The sequence below is a fragment of the Phreatobacter aquiterrae genome (genome assembly GCF_053471285.1).
The window spans coordinates 166,066-190,253 of the sequence record NZ_JBJPHW010000002.1; the positions used below are offsets into that span (position 1 = coordinate 166,066).

Annotated in this window: 24 protein-coding genes; 13 read left to right on the top strand and 11 right to left on the bottom strand. The window is 67.8% G+C overall.

Going from position 1 to position 24,188, the window contains the following annotated elements; translation table 11 throughout:
* Positions 1–58 precede the first annotated feature (58 nt).
* The 4 genes from ACJ4V0_RS03280 to ACJ4V0_RS03295 all read right to left on the bottom strand — a co-directional run bounded on the left by ACJ4V0_RS03280 (position 59) and on the right by ACJ4V0_RS03295 (position 3,106).
* The gene (locus ACJ4V0_RS03280) at positions 59–607 is read right to left on the bottom strand and encodes a hypothetical protein (protein WP_448298125.1); all 549 of its coding nucleotides are present in this window, start codon (positions 605–607) and stop codon (positions 59–61) included.
* Position 608: 1 nt separating this feature from the next.
* Positions 609–1,406, bottom strand: a complete 798-nt coding sequence (locus tag ACJ4V0_RS03285) for an inositol monophosphatase family protein (protein ID WP_448298126.1) — start codon at positions 1,404–1,406, stop codon at positions 609–611.
* A 75-nt stretch (positions 1,407–1,481) separates the two neighbouring features.
* Positions 1,482–2,417: a tetratricopeptide repeat protein gene (locus ACJ4V0_RS03290; protein ID WP_448298127.1), complete on the bottom strand. Its 936-nt coding sequence runs from the start codon at positions 2,415–2,417 to the stop codon at positions 1,482–1,484.
* Positions 2,418–2,434: 17 nt separating this feature from the next.
* Positions 2,435–3,106: a thiamine phosphate synthase gene (locus tag ACJ4V0_RS03295; RefSeq protein WP_448298128.1), complete on the bottom strand. Its 672-nt coding sequence runs from the start codon at positions 3,104–3,106 to the stop codon at positions 2,435–2,437.
* Positions 3,107–3,299: 193 nt separating this feature from the next.
* Between ACJ4V0_RS03295 and ACJ4V0_RS03300 the strand changes: the two genes are divergently transcribed.
* Entirely contained in the window at positions 3,300–5,216 is a 1,917-nt protein-coding gene (locus ACJ4V0_RS03300; protein WP_448298129.1) for an aq_1923 C-terminal domain, read from the top strand.
* Positions 5,217–5,291: 75 nt separating this feature from the next.
* Here the strand turns inward: ACJ4V0_RS03300 and fba are convergent, their stop codons facing one another.
* From fba to tkt, 5 genes are all read right to left on the bottom strand, one after another.
* Entirely contained in the window at positions 5,292–6,359 is a 1,068-nt protein-coding gene (fba, locus tag ACJ4V0_RS03305) for a class II fructose-bisphosphate aldolase (protein ID WP_448298130.1), read from the bottom strand.
* Between the two features lie 99 nt (positions 6,360–6,458).
* Entirely contained in the window at positions 6,459–7,067 is a 609-nt protein-coding gene (locus ACJ4V0_RS03310) for an alpha/beta fold hydrolase (protein WP_448298131.1), read from the bottom strand.
* Positions 7,068–7,120: 53 nt separating this feature from the next.
* Positions 7,121–8,311 carry a phosphoglycerate kinase gene (locus ACJ4V0_RS03315; RefSeq protein WP_448298132.1) on the bottom strand — a complete coding sequence of 397 codons (1,191 nt, stop codon included), beginning with the start codon at positions 8,309–8,311 and terminating at the stop codon, positions 7,121–7,123.
* 59 nt (positions 8,312–8,370) lie between these two features.
* Entirely contained in the window at positions 8,371–9,381 is a 1,011-nt protein-coding gene (gene gap, locus ACJ4V0_RS03320; protein ID WP_448298133.1) for a type I glyceraldehyde-3-phosphate dehydrogenase, read from the bottom strand.
* 101 nt (positions 9,382–9,482) lie between these two features.
* On the bottom strand, positions 9,483–11,480 hold the full coding sequence (gene tkt / locus ACJ4V0_RS03325) for a transketolase (RefSeq protein ID WP_448298134.1): 1,998 nt from the start codon (positions 11,478–11,480) through the stop codon (positions 9,483–9,485).
* A gap of 339 nt (positions 11,481–11,819) precedes the next feature.
* Here tkt and ACJ4V0_RS03330 point away from each other — a divergent pair, with 339 nt between their 5' ends.
* From ACJ4V0_RS03330 to ACJ4V0_RS03350, 5 genes are all read left to right on the top strand, one after another.
* A complete protein-coding gene (locus tag ACJ4V0_RS03330) occupies positions 11,820–12,110 on the top strand; it encodes a DUF4164 domain-containing protein (protein ID WP_448298135.1) in 291 nt (96 codons plus the stop codon).
* Positions 12,111–12,115: 5 nt separating this feature from the next.
* Entirely contained in the window at positions 12,116–12,490 is a 375-nt protein-coding gene (locus ACJ4V0_RS03335; RefSeq protein ID WP_448298136.1) for a cell division protein ZapA, read from the top strand.
* A gap of 200 nt (positions 12,491–12,690) precedes the next feature.
* On the top strand, positions 12,691–12,930 hold the full coding sequence (locus ACJ4V0_RS03340) for a hypothetical protein (protein WP_448298137.1): 240 nt from the start codon (positions 12,691–12,693) through the stop codon (positions 12,928–12,930).
* A 117-nt stretch (positions 12,931–13,047) separates the two neighbouring features.
* Positions 13,048–15,024, top strand: coding sequence for a 30S ribosomal protein S1 (gene rpsA, locus ACJ4V0_RS03345; RefSeq protein ID WP_448298138.1), 1,977 nt, complete (start codon positions 13,048–13,050; stop codon positions 15,022–15,024).
* Between the two features lie 231 nt (positions 15,025–15,255).
* The gene (locus tag ACJ4V0_RS03350) at positions 15,256–15,960 is read left to right on the top strand and encodes an outer membrane protein (protein WP_448298139.1); all 705 of its coding nucleotides are present in this window, start codon (positions 15,256–15,258) and stop codon (positions 15,958–15,960) included.
* A 7-nt stretch (positions 15,961–15,967) separates the two neighbouring features.
* Here ACJ4V0_RS03350 and ACJ4V0_RS03355 read toward each other — a convergent pair whose 3' ends face one another.
* Complete coding sequence (locus tag ACJ4V0_RS03355; protein WP_448298140.1) at positions 15,968–16,933, bottom strand: Bug family tripartite tricarboxylate transporter substrate binding protein; 966 nt, start codon at positions 16,931–16,933, stop codon at positions 15,968–15,970.
* Between the two features lie 110 nt (positions 16,934–17,043).
* Between ACJ4V0_RS03355 and ACJ4V0_RS03360 the strand changes: the two genes are divergently transcribed.
* A complete protein-coding gene (locus ACJ4V0_RS03360; protein ID WP_448298141.1) occupies positions 17,044–18,471 on the top strand; it encodes a class I adenylate-forming enzyme family protein in 1,428 nt (475 codons plus the stop codon).
* A 36-nt stretch (positions 18,472–18,507) separates the two neighbouring features.
* Here ACJ4V0_RS03360 and ACJ4V0_RS03365 read toward each other — a convergent pair whose 3' ends face one another.
* Positions 18,508–19,095 (bottom strand): transglycosylase SLT domain-containing protein, encoded by a 588-nt coding sequence (locus ACJ4V0_RS03365; RefSeq protein ID WP_448298142.1) that lies wholly within the window; start codon positions 19,093–19,095, stop codon positions 18,508–18,510.
* A gap of 259 nt (positions 19,096–19,354) precedes the next feature.
* Here ACJ4V0_RS03365 and ACJ4V0_RS03370 point away from each other — a divergent pair, with 259 nt between their 5' ends.
* The 6 genes from ACJ4V0_RS03370 (at position 19,355) to sppA (ending at position 24,142) form a co-directional block, all read left to right on the top strand.
* Positions 19,355–19,993: an MBL fold metallo-hydrolase gene (locus ACJ4V0_RS03370; protein WP_448298143.1), complete on the top strand. Its 639-nt coding sequence runs from the start codon at positions 19,355–19,357 to the stop codon at positions 19,991–19,993.
* Between the two features lie 183 nt (positions 19,994–20,176).
* Positions 20,177–21,250, top strand: coding sequence for a lysylphosphatidylglycerol synthase transmembrane domain-containing protein (locus tag ACJ4V0_RS03375; protein WP_448298144.1), 1,074 nt, complete (start codon positions 20,177–20,179; stop codon positions 21,248–21,250).
* 61 nt (positions 21,251–21,311) lie between these two features.
* Positions 21,312–21,887, top strand: a complete 576-nt coding sequence (locus tag ACJ4V0_RS03380; RefSeq protein ID WP_448298145.1) for an NADPH-dependent FMN reductase — start codon at positions 21,312–21,314, stop codon at positions 21,885–21,887.
* The gene (gene pyrF / locus ACJ4V0_RS03385; protein ID WP_448298146.1) at positions 21,887–22,603 is read left to right on the top strand and encodes an orotidine-5'-phosphate decarboxylase; all 717 of its coding nucleotides are present in this window, start codon (positions 21,887–21,889) and stop codon (positions 22,601–22,603) included. Before ACJ4V0_RS03380 ends, pyrF begins: the two co-directional genes overlap by 1 nt.
* A gap of 66 nt (positions 22,604–22,669) precedes the next feature.
* Complete coding sequence (locus ACJ4V0_RS03390; RefSeq protein ID WP_448298147.1) at positions 22,670–23,023, top strand: hypothetical protein; 354 nt, start codon at positions 22,670–22,672, stop codon at positions 23,021–23,023.
* Between the two features lie 147 nt (positions 23,024–23,170).
* Positions 23,171–24,142, top strand: a complete 972-nt coding sequence (gene sppA, locus ACJ4V0_RS03395) for a signal peptide peptidase SppA (RefSeq protein WP_448298148.1) — start codon at positions 23,171–23,173, stop codon at positions 24,140–24,142.
* Positions 24,143–24,188: the final 46 nt, after the last annotated feature.

Consider the following 24,188-nt stretch of genomic DNA (forward strand, 5'->3'; position numbering starts at 1 on the left):
CATTCTGTCCGAAGGTCGTTTAAGAGGACGTAAAGCCTCCGCCACTTGCCGCGGCAGGTCAGAATGGGGGCGACGGCGCCGCCTCGCGGAAACTCGGCACGTCCAGCGGCCGGCCCTCCCGGTCGGCCATGGCGACGAAATCGCGCGCCAGAACCTCACCGAGCGTCGCCGCGTCGCGAATGACCAACTGTCGGCCGCGGTCCGTGACGAAGAGAACGAAGCCGCTGCCGACCTGCAGTTTCAGGAAATCCACCAGCAGCGCCGTCGCCTTCCACAGATGCGGGCGGGCCGGATCGACGAAAAGGAAAATCACCTTCTCGACGGGATCGCGGTGGAAATAGGCGCCGCAGTCCAGCGGATGGGGAATGCGGTTGCGCTCCGGCGCATTGGCGAGGCGCGCTGTCAGATAGGCGCAGGCATAGGCAGAGCAGGCAGCGGGGCGCTCCGGCCGGCCGTAGATGGAGCAGCCGCCATCGGCAATATGGAAACAGGGACGGTAGGCGGGCTTCGCCAGGGCTTCGATCTGCGGCAGCGTGCAGCAATAGGTGCAGGTGCGGCAGTGCGTGACCCGCTCGCCCGCCTCCTTGCGCCGCTTGGCCTGCCCCATGTCAGCCCCGCTGGCCTTCCTTCACCGCCGCGAGCAGGGCCTTCTGGATCAGCTCGTTGCCAGCGCAGACGGTGCCGTTCAGCAGCATGTTGTCGTGGCCGTCGCAGTCGGTGACAAAGCCGCCGGCCTCGCGGATGAGGACGATGCCCGCCGCCATGTCCCAGGAATTCACGCCGCGCTCCCAGAAGCCGTCGAAGCGGCCGGCCGCGACATAGGCGAGATCGAGGGCGCAGGCGCCCATGCGGCGGATGCCGCCGAAGCGCGACTGGACGATCTTCAGCTCGTTGCGGAACTGCACATGGTCACCGCGCGCGATGTGGGGCACGCCGCAGCCGACGACGCTTTCCTCCGGCTTGGTGCGGGCGGAGACCCGCAGGCGGCGGTCGTTGAGGAAGGCGCCGGTGCCGCGCTCGGCGGTGTAGAGCTCGTCATTGGCGGGATTGTAGATGACGCCGGCTACCGGGACGCCGTTGCGTTCCAGCCCGATGGACACGGCGAACTGCGGGATGCCGTGCAGGAAGTTGGTGGTGCCGTCGAGCGGATCGACGATCCATGTGTGGGTGGCGTCCGTGCCTTCGGTCGCGCCGCCCTCCTCGCCGATGAAGCCGTAGCCGGGGCGCGCCTTCATCAGTTCGGTCTTGAGGATCTGCTCCGCCTTGCGGTCGGCGGCCGAGACGAAGTCGGCCGGGCCCTTGAGCGAGACCTGAAGGTGCTCGACCTCGCCGAAGTCGCGCTTGAGGCTGCGGCCTGCCTTGAGGGCGGCGGCGACCATGACGTTGAGAAGGGCGGAACGGAGCATGTCGATCTTTCGGATGGCTTTCGGGCGGTCATGCCCGCGAGGGGCGTCACGGTCAAGCGCCGTGCGGCACGGGCATCAGCGCAGCCACTCCCGGGCGCCGCTCTCGGCCGCCTCGCGCTGCACCGGGTCCATGTTCTTCACGAACTCCTGCAACCAGGCGTCGGAAGCCCCCAGCATATGGGCGGTCATGTGCCATTGCGCCGCCTTCTGCGCATCGGGACGGGTGCCGCGGCCGGCGGCGAGCAGCCGCGCGTAGCGGTTCATCGCCAGCGGATTGCCGCGCAACGCCGCCCTGCGGAACAGCCCGGCGGCGCGCGCCTCGTCCTTCTGCGTGCCCTGCCCATTGAACAGCATGACGGCGAAGTCGATCATGGCCTCCAGAAGGTCCTGCTTTGCGGCGCGCTCCATGTAGGCGGCGGCGCGCGGCAGGTCGGCGGGAATACCGTTGCCGTCCTTGAGCAGTACCGCGAAAGCATACTGGGCGTCGGCGTTGCCGAGGTCGGCCGCCTGCTGGAACCAGCGCGCCGCCAGCGCCGGATCGCGCTCCCCGCCATGGCCGCCGAGCGCCAGCAGGCCGAGATTGTAGGCGGCGGCGAGATGGCCGAGGCTGGCGGCCTTCTCGAAGAAGGGCCGGGCGAGCGCTGGATCGCGGGTCTGGCCGGCGCGCCCCTCGATATGGAGCATGCCGAGGGCGAAGATGGCGTTGCGGTCGCCGCGATCGGCGGCGAGGCGGTACCAGCCGAGCGCCCGTTCCTCGTTTTGCGGGATGCCGATGCCAGCCGCGTGGAGTTCGGCGAGCAGCACCATGGAAGCGGGATCGGCCAGGACCTCGACGCGCTCCGTCGCCTGACGGAAGGCCGTCAGATACTGGCCGCGCTGATAGGCCGCATAGGCGGCTTCGGCGCTCGGCGGCTCGGCGCGGACCGGCGCGGGCGCCGGCGCTGCCGGTCGAGGCGCGGGACGGTTCTGGGCGGGCGCCGACGACATCGCCGCCAGCAAGGCCAGAGCCACCAGGGTCGCCGCCCGCCTCATGCGGCAGGCCCGGACTTGATCCGCGCCAGAGCCTCGGCAACCGCCGCCGCAGGACCTTCGGGATGATCCCAGACCGGCGCGCCGAGGGCGACGAAGTCGGCATGGACCTTCGCCAGCGCCGCGGCGCCCGCGATGTCGGGGGTATGGCCGACCACCGGCACCTCGAAGACCTCGGCCCACCAGGCGACGCGCTCGACGACGGCATGGAAGGGGGGAACGACGCCGTTCTTCTCGGCGTGGCGGGAGACCGCCGGCTCGCCGAACATCACGTAGTCGGCACCGGCCTCGCCGGACGCCATAGCGTCGTCCTTCGATTTCAGGCCGGCCACGCCGACCATGCGCTGCGGGGCGAGCCGGCTGACCGCCTCGGACAGGAGTTCGGGCTGATAGACGAGGTGGATGCCGTCGGCGCCGCCGCGCACCACGGCCTCGACCGGTCCTTCCACCATGAGGGCAGCGCCGCCGGCCTGGACCGTCGAGGCGAGCTCCTTGATGCGGTTGACGAGGGTGCGCTCGTCGCTCGCCTCGAAGCGGGCGATCACCGCCGCGACGGGACCCGCCGCCAGCGCGGCCGACAGGGCCGGCAGGAAATCGGCGGGGTCACCGAGGACGGGCGTCACCAGCACGAGTTGGGTCACGACGGGAGCAGGGTTTCGATCTTCGCGCATCGAGCGGCACCCTAACGGGGAAAGAGGCGAAAAAGGGGAGAATGGTTGCAAACCGGCGCGAGATCGACATCGTCCGGAAACATCGACGCGCGAGCCTTGTCTCCATGCGGCCATCGCGTCGGGAAATCAACCGACGCAAGAATTTCGTCGTATGACTATTCTCCCCGCCCGACACAACGTCAGGACCATCATGATGCGAACCCCGTCCCGCCTGAGACTCTCCGCAGTCCTGGTCATCGCCCTCAGTTCCACGGCCCTTGCGGGTCCCGCCGATGACCTGTCGCGGGCGGCAGTGGCGGCCATGCCGGCGCTTCAACTGGGCGCGGCAGCGGTCGGCGAGGCGCGCGACGACGGCTCCAGCGCGGTTCTGTCGAACGTGACCTTCTCGTCGACGGGAGACCGGCCGGTCGGCGTGAAGGTCAACCGCATCACGGTGACGGGCGGCACCACCGGTTCGGACGCGCTGACCAATGCACGCATCGTCATCGAAGGCATCGAGGGAACGGCGGCCGACGGCCAATCCTACAAGACGGACAGGGTCGAAATCGCGGGGGCGCAGGGTTCCCTCGCCGCCATCCTCGGCAGCCTGGCGACGCGCGAGCCCTTCTTCCAGGGCGCCAGCGAAGCCTCGGTCACGGGCTTCTCCGCACAGAACGTCACGATTCCGGCCATGACCCTCCAGCGCCGCCGCGAGGCCCGCATGGAGCAGGCCGTCTATCGGGACATCCGGCTCAACGGCTATCAGCGCGGCAAGGTCACCGAGATGACCATCGCCGGAATCGTCACCAGCCCGACCGAGGGCCAGCAGGGCCAGCGCGTCGAGATCGGCGCCAGCCGCTTCCTCGGCCTGGACACCTCCGCGGGTGTGAGGACGGGCACTACCACGACCGTCGCCCTCGACAGCGGCTCGCTGGAACAGATCCGCGGCACGAGCGCACAGAACAGGCCCTTCACCATCGACAGGATCAGCTTCGGCAAGGTGTCGATGCGACCGGGCGAACGGTCGCTCGTCGCACTGACGCAGACCCTGCAGGACATCGACCCGGCGGGCGCCAGCGAGGAGTCGCGCCGCCGCAGCATGGGCGTGGTCGCCGAACTGTTCTCCCGCCTCGACATCGAGCGGGTCGAACTGGCCGGCTTCCGCGGCAGTTCGAACGAAGGTCTCCCCGTTGCAGTGACCCGCTTCGCCATCACCGGCGTGTCGCAGGGCCGGATCACCTCCATCGACTTCACCGGCATCGACGCGGCGGCTGCCAATGGGCAGAACACCACGATCGGCCGCTTCAGCATCGAGACGATCGACGCCTCCGGCCTCATCGCGCTCGCCAGGGAGTTCTCGGACGGCTCGTTCTCGGCCGGCAAGCCGATCCCGCCGACCGCCTATCCGGACATCCGGCGCATTCTCCTTGAGAACGTCGACGTGAAGGAGCGCAGCGGACAGCGCCTCGGCAAGCTCGACCGGTTCGAGATCGAGGGCGGACCGCGCGTCGGCATCATGCCCACGCGCCTGCGCGCGAAGCTGACCGGCTTCGAGGCGCCGATCACCAATGCCAGCCAGCGGGCGCAGCTCGCGCCTCTCGGCCTCACCGAGAGCGTCAATCTCGGCGCCGAGCTGGAGATCGAATATGTCGAGGGCGCGAAGGAGTTGCGGATGCGCACCTTCAACGTCGAGGTGGATGACGTCGGCTCGCTGAACCTCGTCATGGCCATCGGCGGTCTCGACCGCGCCCAGATCGAGGCCCTGCCCGGCAGCGCCGCCGTGCTCGGACTCGCGGCCAAGGCGGGTGGGCTGACGCTGACCTACACCGAGGACGGCGGCGTCGCCTCCTTCATCAGCCACGTGGCCAAGCAGGCTGGCATGGGCGAGGACGACTTCAAGGAGCAGATCAAGCAGCAGGCCGGCATGATGATCGGCCAGTTCATCCAGGATCGCGCCCTCGCCGAGCAGATCACCGAGGCCTTCGGCGAGTTCCTCGACGATCCGACTTCGCTCGCCATTACGCTGACGCCGAAGGGCGACATCCCGCTCGCGGCGCTTGCCGTCGCCCTGCGCGGCTCGCCCTTCGCCGCCATGCCGATGTTCAACATCGAGGTGAAGGCCAACGAGTGAGGACAGGCGCCTGTCCTGAACGTCAAACGGGGAGGCGCGAGCCTCCCCGCTCCACATTCAGACGGAGGGTGCCGATCAGGCGATTTTCGGGTCGAGCTCGCCCTTGGCGTAGCGCTTCGCCATGTCGGCGAGCGTCACCACGCGCTTGATCTTGGAGGCCTGCCCGGCGGTGTTGAACTCCTCGAGGCGCTGCCTGCAGAGGGCAGTCATCGCCTCCATCGCCGGCTTCAGGTACTTGCGCGGGTCGAACTCGCCCGGGCTCTCCGACAGAACCTTGCGGATCTGGCCGGTCATGGCCATGCGGTTGTCGGTGTCGATGTTGATCTTGCGCACGCCATGCTTGATGCCGCGCTGGATCTCCTCCACCGGCACGCCCCAGGTCGGCTTCATCTGGCCGCCGAACTTGTTGATGATGTCCTGAAGCTCCTGCGGCACCGACGAGGAGCCGTGCATGACGAGGTGGGTATTCGGCAGCTTCTGGTGGATTTCCTCGATGACGTTCATCGCGAGGACCTTGCCGTCAGGCTTACGCGTGAACTTGTAGGCGCCGTGCGAGGTGCCCATTGCGATGGCGAGCGCGTCGACCTTCGTCTCCTTGACGAACTTCACCGCCTCGTCCGGATTGGTCAACAACTGGTCGTGGGACAGCTTGCCCTCGGCGCCGTGGCCGTCCTCGGCCTCGCCCATGCCGCTCTCGAGCGAGCCGAGAACACCGAGTTCACCCTCGACCGAGATGCCGCCGAGATGGGCCATCTCGGTGACCTTCCGCGTCACGCCGACATTGTAGTCCCAGTCGCCGGGCGTCTTGCCGTCGGCCTTCAGCGAGCCGTCCATCATCACCGAGGTGAAGCCGGCCTGGATGGCGGTCATGCAGGTCGCCGGCTCGTTGCCGTGGTCGAGATGCACGCAGACCGGGATGTGCGGATAGATCTCGGTGACCGCGTCCATCATGTGCTTGAGCATGATGTCGTTGGCGTAGGAGCGCGCGCCGCGCGAGGCCTGGATGATGACCGGTGCGTCGACCGCATCGGCGGCCGCCATGATCGCCAGCGCCTGCTCCATGTTGTTGATGTTGAAGGCGGGCACGCCGTAGTCGTTCTCGGCGGCATGGTCGAGAAGCTGGCGGAGGGTGATGCGGGCCATGGGCGGTTTCCATCCTGTCGTTCGTCAACGAGGGTTGCGTCCGTCTAGCGCAAGGGCGCGGCCAAAAAAAGCCGTCCGTTCGCACGGAGACACACGCGATCAGTAAGGCCTGGGAAGGGGCACCGGGGCGGTCAGGGGAGCCGACGGCGCAGCGGTGGCTGCGAGGGCGGCCGCGGCGCGCTCCTCCAAGAGGGCCGCCGCATGACCCAGCACCCGGCGCTGGATGGTGGCGTTGGTCGCCAGCAGGGCGTGGTTGACCATGAAGGCGCCGGCCTGCCAGGCGTCGATGTTCTCGGCGCCCTCCACCTTGGGGAAGCCGGGGCTGAAATAGTTGATGCAGCGGGGCACGGGACAGGGCGGCGAGCCGAAGGCCGCGTCGATGGTGATGACGACAGGCGGCGGCTTTCCGGCCTCGACCATCTCGCGGGCGCGATTGAGGGCGGTCGAGCCGCCCATCGAATGGCCGACGATGACGGCCGGCTCCTCGCGGGCCGTGCGTGTCATGAGGTGGGTGTCGACGACGGCGCGGTAGCCCATGCGCTCCAGTTCACCGGCCAGCGCCGAGACGCCGACATAGCTCTGGTGGACGTAGATGAAGAGGCCGTCCAGGAGCAGCACTGACGGGCGTTGCTCCTGGGCAGACGCCACCGCCTGCCCCGCGGCAACGGCCAGCACGAATGCCGCGATCCGCTTCGCCCCCCTCAGCATCGATCTCCTGTCCGAATGGTCCGACGAGAGAAATGCGGGGAATTTGGCCGAATTTACGACCTCAGCACATCGACGCCCGGCAGCGGCTTGCCTTCCAGCCATTCGAGGAAGGCGCCGCCAGCGGTCGAGACATAGGTGAAGCGGTCGGCGGCGCCGGCCTGGTTCAGCGCCGCGACGGTGTCGCCGCCACCGGCAACGGAGACGAGATGGCCCGCCTGCGTCAGTTCGGCGGCGGCTTCGGCCACCGACACCGTGCCGTTGTCGAAGGGCTCGAGTTCGAAGGCGCCGAAGGGGCCATTCCAGACGAGGGTCTTCGCGCGGCCGAGGATGGAGACGACGTGCTCGACCGACCTGGCCCCGATGTCGAGGATCATCTCGTCGGCGGCGACCTCGTCGATGACGCAGACGCGGTGCGACGCGTTCGCCTTGAATTCCCTGGCACAGACGACATCGACCGGCAGGACGATGCGGCAGCCGTTCTTCGCGGCCTCGGCGACTATGGTGCGGGCCGAGTCCACGAGATCGTGCTCGCAGAGCGACTTGCCGACGGCCTTGCCCTCGGCGGCGAGGAAGGTGTTGGCCATGCCGCCGCCGATGACGAGATAGTCGACCTTCTTCGACAGGTTGCCGAGCAGGTCGAGCTTGGTCGAGACCTTGGCGCCGCCGACAACGGCGACGACCGGACGCTCCGGCTTGTCCAGCGCCTTCGTCAGGGCGTCCAGCTCGGCCTGCATGGTGCGGCCGGCATAGGCCGGCAGCACATGGCCGAGGCCCTCGGTCGAGGCATGGGCGCGATGGGCGGCGGAGAAGGCGTCGGCGACCCAGAGGTCGCCATTGGCGGCGAGCGCCTTGACGAAGTCAGGGTCGTTCTTTTCCTCGCCCTTATGGAAGCGGGTGTTTTCCAAAACCAGGATCTCGCCCGGCTTGATCGCATCCACGGCCTTTTTTGCAACATCGCCGATGCAGTCCTCGGCGAAGGCGACGGGACGCTTCAGCACATCGGCGAGCGCCGGCACCACGGCCTTCAGCGACTGCGTGGGATCGACACCCTTCGGCCGGCCGAAATGGGCGAGGATGATGACCTTTCCGCCACGGCCGGCGATGTCGGTCAGCGTCGGCACGATGCGCTCGAGGCGCGTCAGGTCGGAGACCTTGCCGTCCTCCATGGGCACGTTGAGATCGACGCGCACGAGGACGCGTTTGCCCTTCACATCGGCGTCGTCGAGGGTGCGGAAAGTGGTCATGGCATCATCCGGAAAGGACAAGGGCCGCCCGCTGGATGCGGACGGCCCGGTCGGCGGGATCAGATCAGCTTGGCCATCGCCACCGCGGTATCGCTCATGCGGTTCGAAAAGCCCCACTCATTGTCGTACCAGGATAGCACACGCACGAACTTCTCATCCATCACCTTGGTCTGGTCGAGGGCGAAGATCGAAGAGTGCGGGTCGTGGTTCATGTCGATGGAGACGTTCGGCTGGTCGGTGTAGCCGAGGATGCCCTTCAGCGGGCCGCGCCTGGCCGCCTTCAGGATGGCCTCGTTGACCTTCTCGACCGAAGTCTTGCGCTTGGCGAGGAACTTGAAGTCGACGACCGAGACGTTGGGGGTCGGCACGCGGATGGAGGTGCCGTCGAGGCGGCCCTTCAGCTCCGGAATGACGAGACCGATGGCCTTGGCGGCGCCGGTCGAGGTCGGGATCATCGACAGCGCCGCGGCGCGGGCGCGGTAGAGGTCCTTGTGCATCGTGTCGAGCGTCGGCTGGTCGCCGGTATAGGCATGGATCGTCGTCATGAAGCCCTTGTCGATGCCGCAGGTCTTGTGCAGCACGGCGACGACGGGGGCGAGGCAGTTGGTGGTGCAGGAGGCGTTGGAGACGACCAGGTGGTCCTTGGTCAGCTGCTCATGGTTGACGCCATAGACGACGGTCAGGTCGGCGCCGTCGCAGGGGGCGGACACGAGCACGCGCTTGGCGCCGGCCTTGAGGTGGGCGGCGGCCTTGTCACGGGTGGTGAAGATGCCGGTGCACTCCATGGCGACGTCGACGTTCAGCGCCTTGTGCGGCAGTTCGGTCGGATCCTTGATCGCAGTGACCTTGATGCGCTTGCCGGCGACGATGATGGTGTCGCCGTCCACCGAAACCTCGGCCGGGAAGCGGCCGTGGACCGAATCGAACCGCAGCAGGTGCGCGTTGGTCTCGACCGGACCGAGGTCGTTGATGCCGACCACCTCGATGTCCTTGCGCTTGCCCTCGACGATGGCGCGCAGGACGTTGCGACCGATACGGCCGAAACCGTTGATGAAGACGCGGGTGGTCATCGAATTCCTCTCCTTCATGCGGTCCGCCCGTGGTGTCACGGACCGTTCAGCGGGCGGACGCCGCGATCTGGCGTCCAATCACGTCATTCCCAAGGCGACGGTCAGCCGACCCGCTCGAGAACGGCCTCGACGGCGGCTTCCGCCGTGATGCCGAAGTGCTTGTAGAGCTCCTTGTAGGGAGCGGAGGCGCCGAAGCCCGTCATGCCGACGAAAATGCCGTCATGGCCGATGACGGCATCCCAGCCCATGCGCACGCCCGCCTCGATGGCGACCTTCACCGGCGCACCGCCGATGACCGTCTCGCGGATTTCGGCGGGCTGCTCGAGGAAGAGGTCCAGCGAGGGCACCGAGACGACCCGCGCCACGACACCCTTCTCCGCCAGGAGCTTGCGGGCGGCGACGGCGATCTCGACTTCGGAGCCGGTGGCGAAGAGCGTGACCTGGGCCTTGCCGCCCTCTGCCTTGACCAGTTCGTAGGCGCCGGCGGCGGAGCGGTTCGCCTTCACGTCCGTGCGCAGCTGCGGCAGGTTCTGGCGGGTCAGCGCCAGCGTCGTCGGGCCGTCGATGCGGTTCAGCGCCAGTTCCCAGCACTCCGCCACCTCAATGGCGTCGCAGGGGCGGAAGACGCGCATGTTCGGCATGGCGCGCAGCGCGGCGACATGCTCGACCGGCTGGTGGGTGGGCCCATCCTCGCCGAGGCCGATGGAATCATGGGTCATCACATAGACGACGCCGGTGCCCATCAGCGCGGACAGGCGCATGGCGGGGCGGCAATAGTCGGTGAAGACGAGGAAGGTCGCACCGTTCGGGGCGAAACCGCCGTGCAGAGCGATGCCGTTCATGGCGGCGGCCATGCCGTGCTCGCGGATGCCGTAGTGGATGTAGCGGCCCTTCGGGTTCTTCGCCGAGAAGGCGACGGCCGACTTGGCCTTGGTGTTGTTCGAGCCGGTCAGGTCGGCGGAGCCGGCGAGGAACTCCGGCATGGCCGGCACGATGGCTTCGATGGCGAGTTCCGACGACTTGCGCGTCGCGATGTGCTGCGGATTGGCGAGAAGCGCCTTCTTGTGGGCAGCCAGCGCCTTGGCGAGCTTGGCCGGACGCTCGTGAGCGAGGCGGCGGTTGAACTCGGCCTGCTTCTTCGGCGGCAGGGTGCCGAACAGCGATTCCCAAGTCTTGCGGGCCGCGGCGCCGCGTGCGCCGATCTTGCGCCAGGCGTCGAGCACGTCGGGAGCGACGGCAAAGGGCTCCGGCGAGATGCCGAGCTTCTCCTTGGCGCCCTTCAGCTCGTCTGCGCCGAGCGGTTCGCCATGGGCCTTGGAGGTGCCGGCCTTCTTCGGCGCTCCGTAGCCGATGACGGTCTTGCAGGCGATCAGCGAGGGCTTGCCCGACTTCCGCGCCCGCTCGATGGCGGCGGCGATGGCGTCGGGGTCATGGCCATCGACGCGCTCCGCGCGCCAGCCGGCAGCCTGGAAGCGCTTCACCTGGTCGACCGAGTCGGCGATCGACAGCGGGCCGTCGATGGAGATGTCGTTGTCGTCGAAGAGCACAATCAGCTTGTTCAGCTTCCAGTGCCCCGCCATGGCGATGGCTTCCTGGCTGATGCCCTCCATGAGATCGCCATCGGACGCGATCACATAGGTGTAGTGGTCGACGGCCTTCCTGCCGAACTCGGCGGAAAGCATCTTTTCCGCCAGCGCCATGCCGACCGCGGTGGCGATTCCCTGTCCGAGCGGGCCGGTCGTCGTTTCGACCCCCTTGGTGATGAAATTCTCGGGGTGGCCGGGGGTCTTGGACCCGAGCTGGCGGAAGTTCTTCAGTTCGTCCAGCGTCATCTCGGGCGCGCCTGTGAGATAGAGCAGCGCATAGACGAGCATGGAGCCGTGGCCGGCGGAGAGCACGAAGCGGTCGCGATCGGGCCAGGTCGGGTTCGCCGCGTCGAACTTCATGAAGCGCGAGAACAGCACGGTGGCGATGTCGGCCGTGCCCATCGGCATGCCGGGATGGCCGGACTTGGCCTTCTCGACGGCGTCCATGGCGAGCGAGCGGATCGCGTTGGCGAGCTTGTCGTGCTGGGCGCGCGGCAGGGCTGCGGTGGACATCAGGAGCGGCTCCTCGCAGCGCCGCCTCGGCTGACAACGGCGCACATCGGATGAAAAAGGTCCGCGGACGATGAGTCCGGGCTATCGGGCCGGTGTCCTACCAGCGGCGGCCCCCGAGTCAATGGCCCGAACGGCAGGACCGGCCTGATCCGGCATCCATCCGCAGGCTTTCGGGCCGGAAGCGACCTGTGTTGCCATGACGCACGGTATGTCACGAACCTGCGACAAAGGCGGTCCTGCGCCGTTGACGCTGTTCGACCCGCTCGCGTAGGTTCCCGTCGGCCAGCAGGCGCCGCGGCGGCGTTCCTCCGGCCTCTCTCGCACGATGCAGGATCGAGCTTGGCATCCACGACAGGCCCATCGCGCCTTGAAACGGCGGCCTTGCGGTTGAAGACGGCGCTCTCGACGCTGGAGACCGCCGTCGCCCGCAAGCTGGAGACCGACCGCCAGCATGTCGTGCTCGGCAAGCAGATGGACGCGCTGCAGGCGGACCGCTCCCGCCTCGCCGAGGATCTCGACCGCTCGGCCGACCGGGTCGCCGGGCTGGAATCGGTCAACCGCGACGTCGCCCGCCGGCTCGACCTGACCATGGACGCCATCCGCGGCGTCCTCGCCCGCTACGAGAACTGACCGCGATGGCCCATGTCTCCGTGACCATCAACGGCCGGCAGTTCCGCATGGCCTGCGACGACGGCCAGGAGGATCACCTGCTGCGGCTGGCGGCGGAGGTGAACGGCAAGGTCGACCAGCTCAAGGGCGCTTTCGGCGAGATCGGCGACACGCGGCTGACCGTGATGGCTGCCATCATGGTGGCGGACGAACTGGCCGACACGCGCCGCCGGCTGAAGGCTGCGGAGACCGAACTTGCCACGCTGCGCGAGGCCCGGACCCTCATGGTGGAGCGGGCGGACGAGCGGGAGGCGCGGCTCGCCCACACGCTGGACGATGCCGCCGCCTCGATCGAACGGCTCGCGGCCCAGCTCAGCGGTCTGACCCGGCCCGCGCCCTGACGTTTCCCGCGAGGGGCCGCCGACGGGACCGCGCCCCGGTTGCAGATCCTGCATTGTCGACCCCAGAGCATGTTGCGCCGGACCGCGGCGGTGTCTAAACCCTTCGCAGACCCATCCTGATCCGCTCGAACCTCATGAATCGCTCTCCGCAGCCCGACGAGCCAGGTCCCCTCCGCGAGGAAGACCTAGGACTGGACCTGGTGCCGGCCCCGCCGCAGCATCGGAAAGTGCTGTGGGGCGACATCATCGCCCTCCCCGAGGCCGGCACGGGCGCCGAGCCGAAGCTGGAGGCCCGGGTGATGATGTATCCGGACAAATCCCGCTTCTTCGTGTCCTATCCCTCCGGCAAGGAGGAGATCCTGTCTGCGGCCCAGTTCGTGGCGCTGGTGCTGGAGCTGAAGCGCTCCCGCCGTTTCACCTTCGAGCGGCACCGGGGCTGAGCCGGACGAACCGCCGTTTTCCGACCCTGCGGCGCTTGTCGCGCCAGCCGATTTCCTGTATTGCCCCGCCATTCGGCAGATCGACTTCCGGTCGGACCTGCCGGCAACGTATGGTGGATGACCTCCACCCGGGTCGGGGCTTCAGGCCCTCGCCCGCCTCGCGTCCTCGCCGTGGCCCCCGACGGGCCGCCGCCTCAGGACGGGGTCCGCTGCCGGCTCCGGTCGCGATCCGCCCAGCCTGACATCAAGCCGCCTTTCGCCTGGGTTGCGCCCGCGTGCCGTTTTCGGCCGCGTCCGGATGCGCTTCCAGCCCCTCGTCCGGCCCTCGCGAGCCGGCGGCTCTCTTCAACCCCGGCGCATCAACGGGCTCACAAGGACGAACACCGAATGGCAACCGCCAACAGCATGAACCCCTCCCGCGACGATTTCGCCGCGCTCCTGACCGAGAGCTTCGGTACGACCGAGATGAACGAAGGTTCCGTCGTCAAGGGAACCGTGGTCGGGATCGAGAAGGATCTGGCCATCATCGACGTCGGTCTGAAGACCGAGGGCCGCGTGGCCCTGAAGGAATTCACCGGCCCCGGCCGCGAAGGCGACATCAAGATCGGCGACATCGTCGAGGTCTATCTCGAGCGCATCGAGAACGCTCTGGGCGAGGCCGTCATCTCGCGCGACAAGGCGCGCCGCGAGGAAAGCTGGGTCAAGCTCGAGAAGGCGTTCAACGCCAACGAGAAGGTTTCGGGCACGATCTTCAACACCGTCAAGGGCGGCTACACCGTCGATCTCGACGGCGCCGTGGCCTTCCTGCCGCGCAGCCAGGTCGACATCCGTCCGATCCGCGACGTCGGCCCGCTGATGAACTCGCCGCAGCCGTTCCAGATCCTGAAGATGGATCGCCGCCGCGGCAACATCGTCGTGTCGCGCCGCACGGTCCTCGAGGAGACCCGCGCCGAGCAGCGTCACGAACTCGTCCAGAACCTCGAAGAGGGTCAGGTCATCGACGGCGTGGTGAAGAACATCACCGACTACGGCGCCTTCGTGGACCTCGGCGGCATCGACGGCCTGCTGCATGTCACCGACATCGCCTGGCGCCGCGTCAACCATCCCTCCGAGGTGCTGACGATCGGCCAGACCGTGAAGGTCAAGATCGTCAAGATCAACCACGAGACGCACCGCATCTCGCTGGGCATGAAGCAGCTGCTGGACGATCCGTGGCAGGGCATCGAGGCCAAGTACCCGATCAACGCCAAGTTCAAGGGCCGCGTCACCAACATCACCGACTACGGCGCCTTCGTGGAGCTGGAGCCGGGCATCGAGGGCCTGATCCACGTCTCGGAAATGAGCTGGACCAAGAAGAACGTCCACCCCGGCAAGATCGTCTCGACCTCGCAGGAAGTGGAAGTCTCGGTTCTCGAGGTGGATTCGTCCAAGCGCCGCATCTCGCTCGGCCTCAAGCAGACCCTGCAGAACCCCTGGGAGGCCTTCATCGAGCGTCACCCGATCGGCGACGTCGTCGAGGGCGAGGTCAAGAACAAGACCGAGTTCGGTCTGTTCCTGGGTCTCGAGGGCGACGTGGACGGTATGGTCCACCTGTCCGATCTCGACTGGAACCGTCCGGGCGAGCAGGTCATCGAGGAGTTCAAGAAGGGCGACATCATCCGCGCCCAGGTCCTCGACGTCGACGTGGAGAAGGAGCGCATCTCGCTCGGCCTGAAGCAGGTCGGCGGCGATCCCTTCGCGGATGCCGGTGAGATCCGCAAGGGTCAGATCGTCACCTGCGAAGTGGTGGAGGCCAAGGAAGGCGGCATCGACGTGAAGCTCGTCGGCACCGACCTGACCGCCTTCATCAAGCGCTCGGAACTCGCCCGCGACCGCGCCGACCAGCGTCCGGAGCGTTTCGCCGCCGGCGAGAAGCTCGACGCCCGCGTCACCATGTTCGACCGCAAGGCCCGCAAGGTCCAGGTGTCGATCAAGGCGCTGGAAGTGGCCGAGGAGAAGGAAGCCATGGCCCAGTTCGGCTCGGCCGACTCGGGCGCCTCGCTCGGCGACATCCTCGGCGCCGCCCTCAAGGCGCGCACGACCGACAAGAAGTGAGGCTGGCGGGCCGCGAGGCCCGTCCCCCGTCATGAACCCCGCGCGGATCGCTCCGCGCGGGGTTTTCTTTTTTCCGGTTCCGCTGGGCAACCCTGGCAATCCGGTGTGGCGCGCCGGCATCAACATCCGGCAAACGGTTGCGGCGCCTGCGACGAGGACTTGCATCGACGCAGCATTGCCCGGATAAGGACTGGTACTCCCGTATGTGCAGCTGATCGTCCCGAGGTCGTGATGTTTCGCTTGTTCCTGCTGTCCGGCGTGGCCATTGGCGCCCTCATGGCGCGCGACGTGTCGGCTCAGCCCCTCGGCGCTCCCACGACCGACTGGAGCGGCTTCTATGCCGGCGCGACGCTCGGCGCTGGCGTCAACACGCACCGCTGGTCCGACCTTCCGGGCAATCCGGCTTTCGACGGGACGACGCGCACCTTCTCATCGACGGGTATCGTTTTCGGCGGCTTCATCGGCCATAACTGGCAAGTGTCCCCGACCTTCGTCGTCGGTGTAGAGAGCGACCTTACCTACAACACCGGCTCCTCGTTCTCGCCGTGGCCGGCGAATTCGTCCGTCGGCATCGAATCGCGCGGCGGCTTTCTGTGGACCGCCCGCGTGCGCGCCGGCGTCACCGTGGATCGCCTGCTGCTCTACGTGACGGGTGGTCTCGCCGTCGGCAATACCAACACGCGCGACGCTCACTCGGTCAATCCGGCCCTGGCGCCCAACTGGAATTTCAACAGGACGCGGGTCGGCTTCGTCGTCGGCGCTGGTGCCGAGTACCTGATGACGCGCAACTGGACCCTGCGCATCGAGGCGCTCTATGCCGACTTCGGCACACAGACGCTGGGAGCGACCGGGCTGAACGGCATCGCGGCCGGCAAGGTCCTGCCCGTGAAATCCAGCCAGACGCAGATCAGGGCCGGACTCGCCTATCGCTTCTGAGCGCGGCTCAGTCGATCTTCAGCCCGAGGGCGGCGATCAGCGTCTGCATGTCCCGGCTCTGATCGAGGATGCGGCGTGCGAACGGGCCGTGGGGCAGCGGATCGATCCTGACACGGGCACGCGCGGCGACCTTGCGGACGATCGCACTTTCCGTTGCCTGGATGCAGGCCGCCTCGATGGCGAGGCGCACCGGCGGCGGCACCGCTGCGACCACGTAGATGCCGGCGAAGGAGACCAGCGGCACCGGCTGTCCCAGCTCGATGATGGTCGGGACGCCCGGCTGCTCCGGGTAGCGTTCGGTGGCGAGAATGGCCACGTGACGGACGATGTCCGCATCGTAGGAGCCGGGCGCCAGGACCGCGGCCTGCAACGCCCCTGTCAGCATGTCCTGAACCAGCTGGCCCTGCGAGCGATAGGGAATCTCGAGGAACGTGACGCCTGCGTTTTTCGCGAGGATCGCCATCAGGAGATGGGTGGCCGAGCCGGGCCCGTAGTGACCGAACCTGATCGCCCCCGGCTCCTGCCGCGCCCGCTCCATGAGGTCGGCGAAGGAGAGAATGCCGCTCTGGCGGCTGAGGACCACGGCGAACGGCGTCTCGTAGATCTGACAGACCGGCGCGAAGTCATCGAGCGTGTACTGGACCCTCCGGCGCATGTGGGGCTGGATGGTGAACTGCCCCGGCCCCGAGAGAAGCCAGCTGGTCCCGTCCGCCTCCGCCTGAGCCATGTCCGACAGGGCGATGAACCCGGCGGCGCCGTCGCGGTTCACGACGATGGGGCGCTGGCCAATGATCGGCTCCAGCGCTTCCGAAAGCGCGCGCGCCATGACGTCGAGCGTCGTTCCCGCGGAAAATGGCACGACGATGCGGATGGGCTTGGCAGGCAGCGCCTCGAAGCCGGCCCGCGCCACGCCGGCGGCTCCGAACAGTATGGCGCCCGTCCCTGCCATCAGCCACCGACGCGATAGGTCCATCGGACAAGTCCCTGAAAGAACAGCGACGCTGTCCGCCTCGCGGGGGAGCCGACTTGCCGCAACCGGCGCAACGTTTAGCATCGCGCCGCCGCAGGAACGAGACCCCGCCGATGATCTTCCCAGAAACAGCCATGTTCCAGGGCCGCACGACACCGCATCGACCGGCGATGATCTGGGCCGACCGGGTAGTGACCTACGGCATGGTGGCCGACGGCATCGACCGGGTAGGCCGGCGCCTGCAGGCCGCGGGGATCCGGGCCGGAGACACCGTCGCCATCCTGCTCGACAATCCCATCCGCGACGTCATCGCCACACTGGCGCTGCTGCAGATGGGCGTCGTGTCGGCCTCCATCCGGGTCGACCAGCTCGCCGACCTCGGCCGCATCGACGCCGCGGCCGTCGTCACCTCCAGCACATCGGTCGCCCTCGGCGCCGCGCGCCGCGTGGTGATGGGGGACGACTGGTTTGCGCCGACGGATCTTCCGATGCCGCCCGATGCGAGAGAGTTCGACGATCCCGGCCGCGTCTGCCGCATCGCCATGACCTCCGGCACGACAGGCACCCCCAAGATCGTCGCGGCGACCGTCGGCGAGACCCACGCCCGCATCAGGACCAACATCACCTGCCACTGGTGCGATGGATCGAGCCGTCACCTCCTGCTCGTCGGCACCTCGGTCCTGTGGGGGTTCAACGAGGTGCTGCGAGGCCTGCAAGCGGGAGCGACCCTGTGCTTTGCCTCATCCGGAGAGGAGGCCCTGCGCGTCATCGACATGTTCAAGGTCGATTCGATCCTCGCCGCGCCCCAGCAGATCCGGGCGCTGATGACGGCGATGGACGACACGCCCGGCACCTGCGAGACGGTGAAGTTCATCGGCGTGGCCGGTAGCCTCATCACGCCCGTCTTCGCGGACGAGGTGCAGCGGCGGATCTGCCGGACCATTGCCGTGAGCTATGGCTCGACCGAGGCAGGCAAGACCGCGGCGGCACCGTTCGAGCGGCTGCGCGGAACGCCGGGCGCCGTCGGTTACGTCCTGCCGGGACGGCGCGTGGAGATCGTCGGCGAGGACGAGACGCCACTGCCGGCCGGGGAAGAAGGCCGGGTCAGGATCCTGGCGGTCGCCGGGGGCCGCCCCTATCAGCCGGGCGAGCTCTATCCGGACCGCCGTGAGGACTGGTTCTATCCGGGAGACCTCGGCAGGTTGCGCCCGGACGGCCTGCTGATCATCACCGGCCGCTCCGACGAGGTGATCAACGCTGGCGGCAACAAAATCGCCCCGGACCGCATCGACCAGATGGTCGCGCAGCGCCGGGACATCGCCGACGCTGCGGCCTTCGGCGTGATGGGAGCGTCCGGCCTGCCCGAGGTCTGGCTCGCCATCGTCGCGCGGCAGCCGGTCGATGCGGGCGCGCTGATCGCCTGGTGCGAGGCGCGGTTGCCGGAGGTGCCGATCGACCGGGTGATCGAGGTGCCGGCCATCCCGCGCAACGGCATGGGAAAGGTCGAGCGCGCGAAGCTCAAGGCCCAACTGATGGACTGAGGCGGCGCGGCGGAACAGGTCCCGCCGCGCCGAAGCTCACAGGCTCGCCATCACCTGGGTGACGCGGGCCGAATAGGCGGTTCGCGTGCAGGACGAAGCAAGGCCCCGGTTGTGGAGCGCAGCCGCTCCGGCCGCCGAGCCGCACTGGCGGTAGGCGACCGCGAGATGCCGGACGCCCCATTCGAGACCGGCGCCGCAGGAGTTCAGCGCGGAAGCCGGACCGGAGTAGCCGAGACCGCGCGCCGTCGCCGGCTTGATCTGCAGCGGACCCAGCTCCCCTGCCCGACCGCGGGCCTCGCAGCGCATGTTGCTCTCGACGCGGGCGACGGCCAGCGCGAGGGTCGCCGGCACGCCATGGCGCGACGCGACCTCGGCAATGCGGCGTGCGATGGCGGAACGGTCCGCGCGCTGCGGCGCCGCCGTTGCGGTCCGGCCGCGCATCTGGCGCGGCGTGGACCCCTCTGCCGCCGGCTGGCCGCCCGCATAGAGCGTCGCCCAGGTGGTGTTGGCCCGGTCGCTCTCCTGCGCCGTTGCAGCGTGCGGCGCCATCATCAGGCCGACAGCGCCTGCAATACCGACAATACGAATGGAAATGCGACGCGCTTTCGCGCTCGGATGGATCATGATCTGATGTTTTCCTGAGTAAATGTCAGCCGGACTGCGATGGCATGTCGCGGCTATCGACGTTCATCCCGCACTGACATTGTGGGTCCACTGATGGTGGAGCCGTCAGGCCTCTGGGATGAACGGTGGCAGGCGGCTTATAGACGCTGAACTGGTGCGCTGCAATAAATTGATGTTTCAAACCGTGTCATCGGTTCGTCCGGACCGCTTGCGGGTGAGGCGAGCCACGGCTAATCGGTGGGCAGGACAGGAGACCGGCATGGCGACATTGAAGATTGCGATCGTTCCCGTGACGCCGTTCGAGCAGAACTGCTCGATCGTCTGGGACGACGACACCAAGAAGGCCGCCATCGTCGATCCCGGCGGCGACCTGCCCCGCATCCAGGGCGCCATCGCCGACCTCAAGGTCATCCCGGAGAAGATCCTCCTCACCCATGGCCATATCGACCACGCCGGCGGCGCGGCCGAACTGGCCGAGCTCCTGTCGATCCCCATCGAGGGGTCGCATGAGGCCGATGCGCCGCTGCTGGCCAACCTCACAGCCCAGGGCCAGCGCTTCGGTCTGGCTGGCGTGCGTCCGGTCACGCCGACGCGCTGGCTGAAGGAAGGCGACACCGTCACCGTCGGCGGCCTCACCTTCGATGTGCTGTTCGTGCCTGGTCACGCGCCGGGCCATGTCGTCTTCGTCCATCGGCCGACGGAATTCGCCCTCGTCGGCGACACGATCTTCCAGGGGTCGGTCGGCCGCACGGACCTGCCCGGCGGCGACCATGATCTGCTGATCCGCGGCATCAAGGAGAAGATCCTGCCGCTGGGCGACGCATTCACCGTGCTGCCCGGCCACGGCCCGGCCACGACGCTGGAGCGCGAGCGCAAGACCAATCCCTTCCTGCAGTAGGACAATCTGTCCGCTGGACTTTCGGCCCCCGGCCATTACATCGCGGGCTCGGGGACGATGGATGAAGGCCCCATACGGGCTTTTACGGATATCCGGCGACATATGCCGGATACATGGCCTCTGATAGTTGGCTTTAGGATGTGCGCGGAGGGGTTCGCGCCTGAACGCGTGGCGAGACCGCTCTTGATCAAGACCTCCGTGGATTTCCTGCGCGACCGGATCGGCTTCAAGCGGATCCTTTTCGTGGTCGCCGTCGCCATGCTCGCCACGGCCGGCTACGTCCTGTTCGAGAAGCTGAAGGTGATCGACTGGTCGAAGGTCTGGGAGGCCATCGGCCAGATCGGTCCGTCGACGCTGCTGCTGGCGGGCTTCTTCGCCGCCGCGGCCTACGCGACGCTCACCGTCTACGACTACTTCGCCACCCGCACGATCGGCCGCGAGGACATCCCCTACCCCGCCTGCGCCATCGGCTCCTTCACCAGCTATTCGATCGCCCACAATCTCGGCGCCACCGTCTTCACCGCCGCCGTGGTGCGCTATCTCGTCTATTCCCGCTACAAGATCACCGGGCCGCAGGTGGTGAAGATCTGCTTCATCGCCGGGCTGACCTTCTGGCTCGGCAACGCGACCGTGCTCGGCCTCGGCTTCGTGCTGGAGCCCTGGGTGGTCACGCCGGTGGTGGCCCCCTTCGGCATCGGCGGCGGCACGGTCAGGATCGTCGGCGGACTGATCCTCGCCGCGCTGGTGGCCTGGTTGATCTTCGTCGCCGTGCCGCGCCAGTTCGGGTCCGGCGCCTGGGTGATCAAGCTGCCGAGCGCCAAGCTCACCTTCCTGCAGATGGTCATCGGCATCGTCGACCTGTCCTGCACGGCGATGATCCTCTACGTCCTCCTCATGGCGATGCCGGACGCCCCGCCGGCTCCCTTCGTCGCGGTGGCGGTGATCTTCTGCTCGGCCATGCTGCTGGGCTTCGCCACCCACGCGCCCGGCGCCGCCGGCGCCTTCGAGGCGACGCTGCTGGTTGCGCTGCCGCCGCTCGGCTTCACGGCCGAGGCGGTGGTGGCAGCCTTCATCCTGTTCCGGCTCTATTATTTCATCGTGCCCTTCATCCTGGCCCTGCTCATCGTGGCGATCCGGGAATTCGCCAGCGGCAACCGCTCGCTCGACCACCTGAAGGAGAGCATGGCGGTCATCCGGCAGGCGGAGGAAAGCCAGGAAGCGGCGAAGGCCTCCGCCAAGCCGGGTCCCGCCGCCTGACGTTTACGCATCCGCCCGCGATGGCCTAGAACAACCCGGCATCGTCGGCAGGAGCAGCGTCATGATACGAATCCTCGTGTTTTCGGGCTCCATCCGCTCGGGATCGTTCAACACCCGGCTGGCCGCCGCCGCCGCTGGCGAACTGGCGCGGATGGATGCTGACGTCTCGCTGATCTCACTCGCCGACTATTCCCTGCCGCTCTACGACGGTGATCTCGAGGCGGGCACCGGCATTCCGGACAATGCCCTGAAGCTCAAGCGCCAGTTCTGCGCCCATCAGGGCATCTTCATCGCCGACCCCGAATACAATGCCGGCATGACGCCCCTTCTGAAGAATGCCATCGACTGGGTCAGCCGCGTCAGGGAAGCTGGGGAGAAGCCGCTCTCCGCCTATCGCGACCGCGTTTTCGCTCTGGGCTCCGCCTCCCCCGGCGGTTACGGCGGGATGCGGTCCCAGATCGCCTCCAGACAGGTGCTGGAACTGGGCTGCGGCGCGCTGGTCATCCCGGAAAGCTGTGCCGTGCCGGCCGCCCACCAGGCCTTCGACGACGACGGACGCCTGACGGACGAGCGCACTCGCGGCATGCTCACCGCCTGCTGCGCCTCCCTCATCGATAAGGCCCGGAGTTACTCCTGATGTCATCCGCCGCCCCATCCGACGCCCGTCACAAGCTCTTCGTCGCCCTTGACCTGTCCAGCCTCGGGGAGGCGGAACGGCTCGTCTCGCTGCTCGGCGACACGGTCACGCACTACAAGATCGGCTACCGGCTGGGCTATTCGGACGGGATCGCCTTCGGCCGGGAACTCGCCGCCTCGGGCAAGACCATCTTCTTCGACCTGAAGCTGCACGACATCGACAACACGGTCCGCGAAGGCGTCGAGTCGATCGTGCGCACCGGCGCGCAGTATCTGACGGTCCACGCCTATCCGCAGACGATGCGGGCGGCGGTGCAGGGTCGTGCAGGCTCGGCCCTGAAAATTCTCGCCGTCACCATCCTGACCTCATGGAACGACCTCGACTGCGCCGAGGCGGGCTATGTGGGGACGGTCGCGACCCTCGTTCCGGCCAAGGCGCAGCAGGCCGCAGGCATCGGCGTCGACGGGATCGTCTGTTCGGCCCACGAGACCGCCAACCTCAGGGCGATCGGCATCCCGCCGCGGGTTGAACTCGTCACCCCCGGCATCCGGCCGGCTGGCGCCGATGCGGGCGACCAGAAGCGCATCGTGACGCCCGGCGACGCCATCCGTGGCGGAGCAGACCGCCTGGTCGTGGGGCGCCCGATCACCGCCGCGGCCGATCCGCTCGCTGCCGCACGCGCGATTTTGAACGAGATCGATGGAGCAATGCGGTAGAGGTGTGTTAGCATCTGCAAACAAGTCTGGTGGTGGTGTGCGCGTTCAAACGAGCCTTCCAGCGACGTGCGGAAGACCCTGATGAAAGGCCATGCGATGAAAGACGCTGACGAGCGGCGACGTCTCAGCCCCCTGGCGAGGGTCGCTACAGCCATTGCCGGTGTCGGCGGTGGCCTGGTTCTCGCGATCTACAGCTTCATTCAGCTCCGGACCGCCTGGCTCGATGGCGTGTTCCAGTTCGGCGGACGCAGCAGGCCTGCGCTGGACGTCGACTATGACAGCGAACCCCTGAGCTACATCGTCGCCATGTCGGCGCTCTATCCGACCGCCATCGTCTGCGGCATCGGCGTGGCGATCGTCAGCGTGATTGTTCTTCTGCGCCAGCGCTCGATCGACCGCAAGGATCGTCGAACGCGCTGACGCGACCCTGAACCACCCTTGCGCAGGGCACCGCGCGGACGCCGGTGTTCCTGCCGCGACACCGCAGGCGACTTGCGCTGCGGCCCTGTCGGGGCTACCTGAACGCCCCGCTCAGGGCGAGCCGGCTGCAACTGGGAGCCTCGTTCCATGCCACTCGATACCGATGCCGTGCTGGATCGCCGCCTGCTTCGGCGCAAGCTGACGTTCTGGCGCGTCTTGTCCGTCGTCGCGGTCATCGTCGCCCTGTGCGTCGCCGGCCTGGTCGGCGCCCAGCGGTTCGGCTGGGTGACGCCGCTCCAGCATGTGGCGCGGGTCGAGGTGCGCGGCGTCATCACCCAGAACGCCAATCTCGTGCGCACCATCGAGGCGCTCGCCCGCAACCGCAACGTCCGGGCGCTGATCGTCACCATCGATTCACCCGGCGGCACGGTGACGGGATCGGAGGCGCTGTTCACCGCCATCCGCACGGTCGCTGCGGCCAAGCCGACGGTCGCCGTGGTCGAGGGCACGGCTGCGTCGGGCGGCTACATCGCCGCGATCGGCGCCGATCACATCGTTTCGCGCGAGACCTCCATCGCCGGCTCAATCGGCGTCATCGCGCAGTTTCCCAACGTGGTGAAGCTTCTGGAGACGCTCGGCGTGCGGGTCGAGGCCATCCGCTCGACCCCGCTGAAGGCCATGCCCAGCGGCGTCGAGCCGACCAGCCCCGAGGCCATCGCGGCCCTGCGGGAGATCATCACGGACAGCTACGACTGGTTCCAGCGCATCGTGAAGGATCGCCGCGGGCTGAGCGACGACCAGTTGCGCGTCGTCGCCGACGGCCGCGTCTTCGTCGGGCGCCGGGCGCGCGACCTGAAGCTCGTCGACCAGCTCGGCGGCGAGCGGGAAGCCCGGGCGTGGCTGGCGACGCGCGGCGTTCCCACGACCGTGAGGGTCCAGTTGCACCGGCCGCGCGCAGCCGGCAGCATGTCCTGGCTGCGGGCGGCTGGCAGCGGTCTCGCCGAGGCCGTCGGCCTGACGGAATGGGCCGAGCGTATCGCCGGATCGGCCCTTGCCGCCCAGATCGAACGAACGTCGCTTGACGGGCTCCTGGCGCTCTGGCAGCCTCCAAGCCCATGATAGATTTTGATAAATTCAATCAGGAGCGCGCCGGGCGGGCGTGATG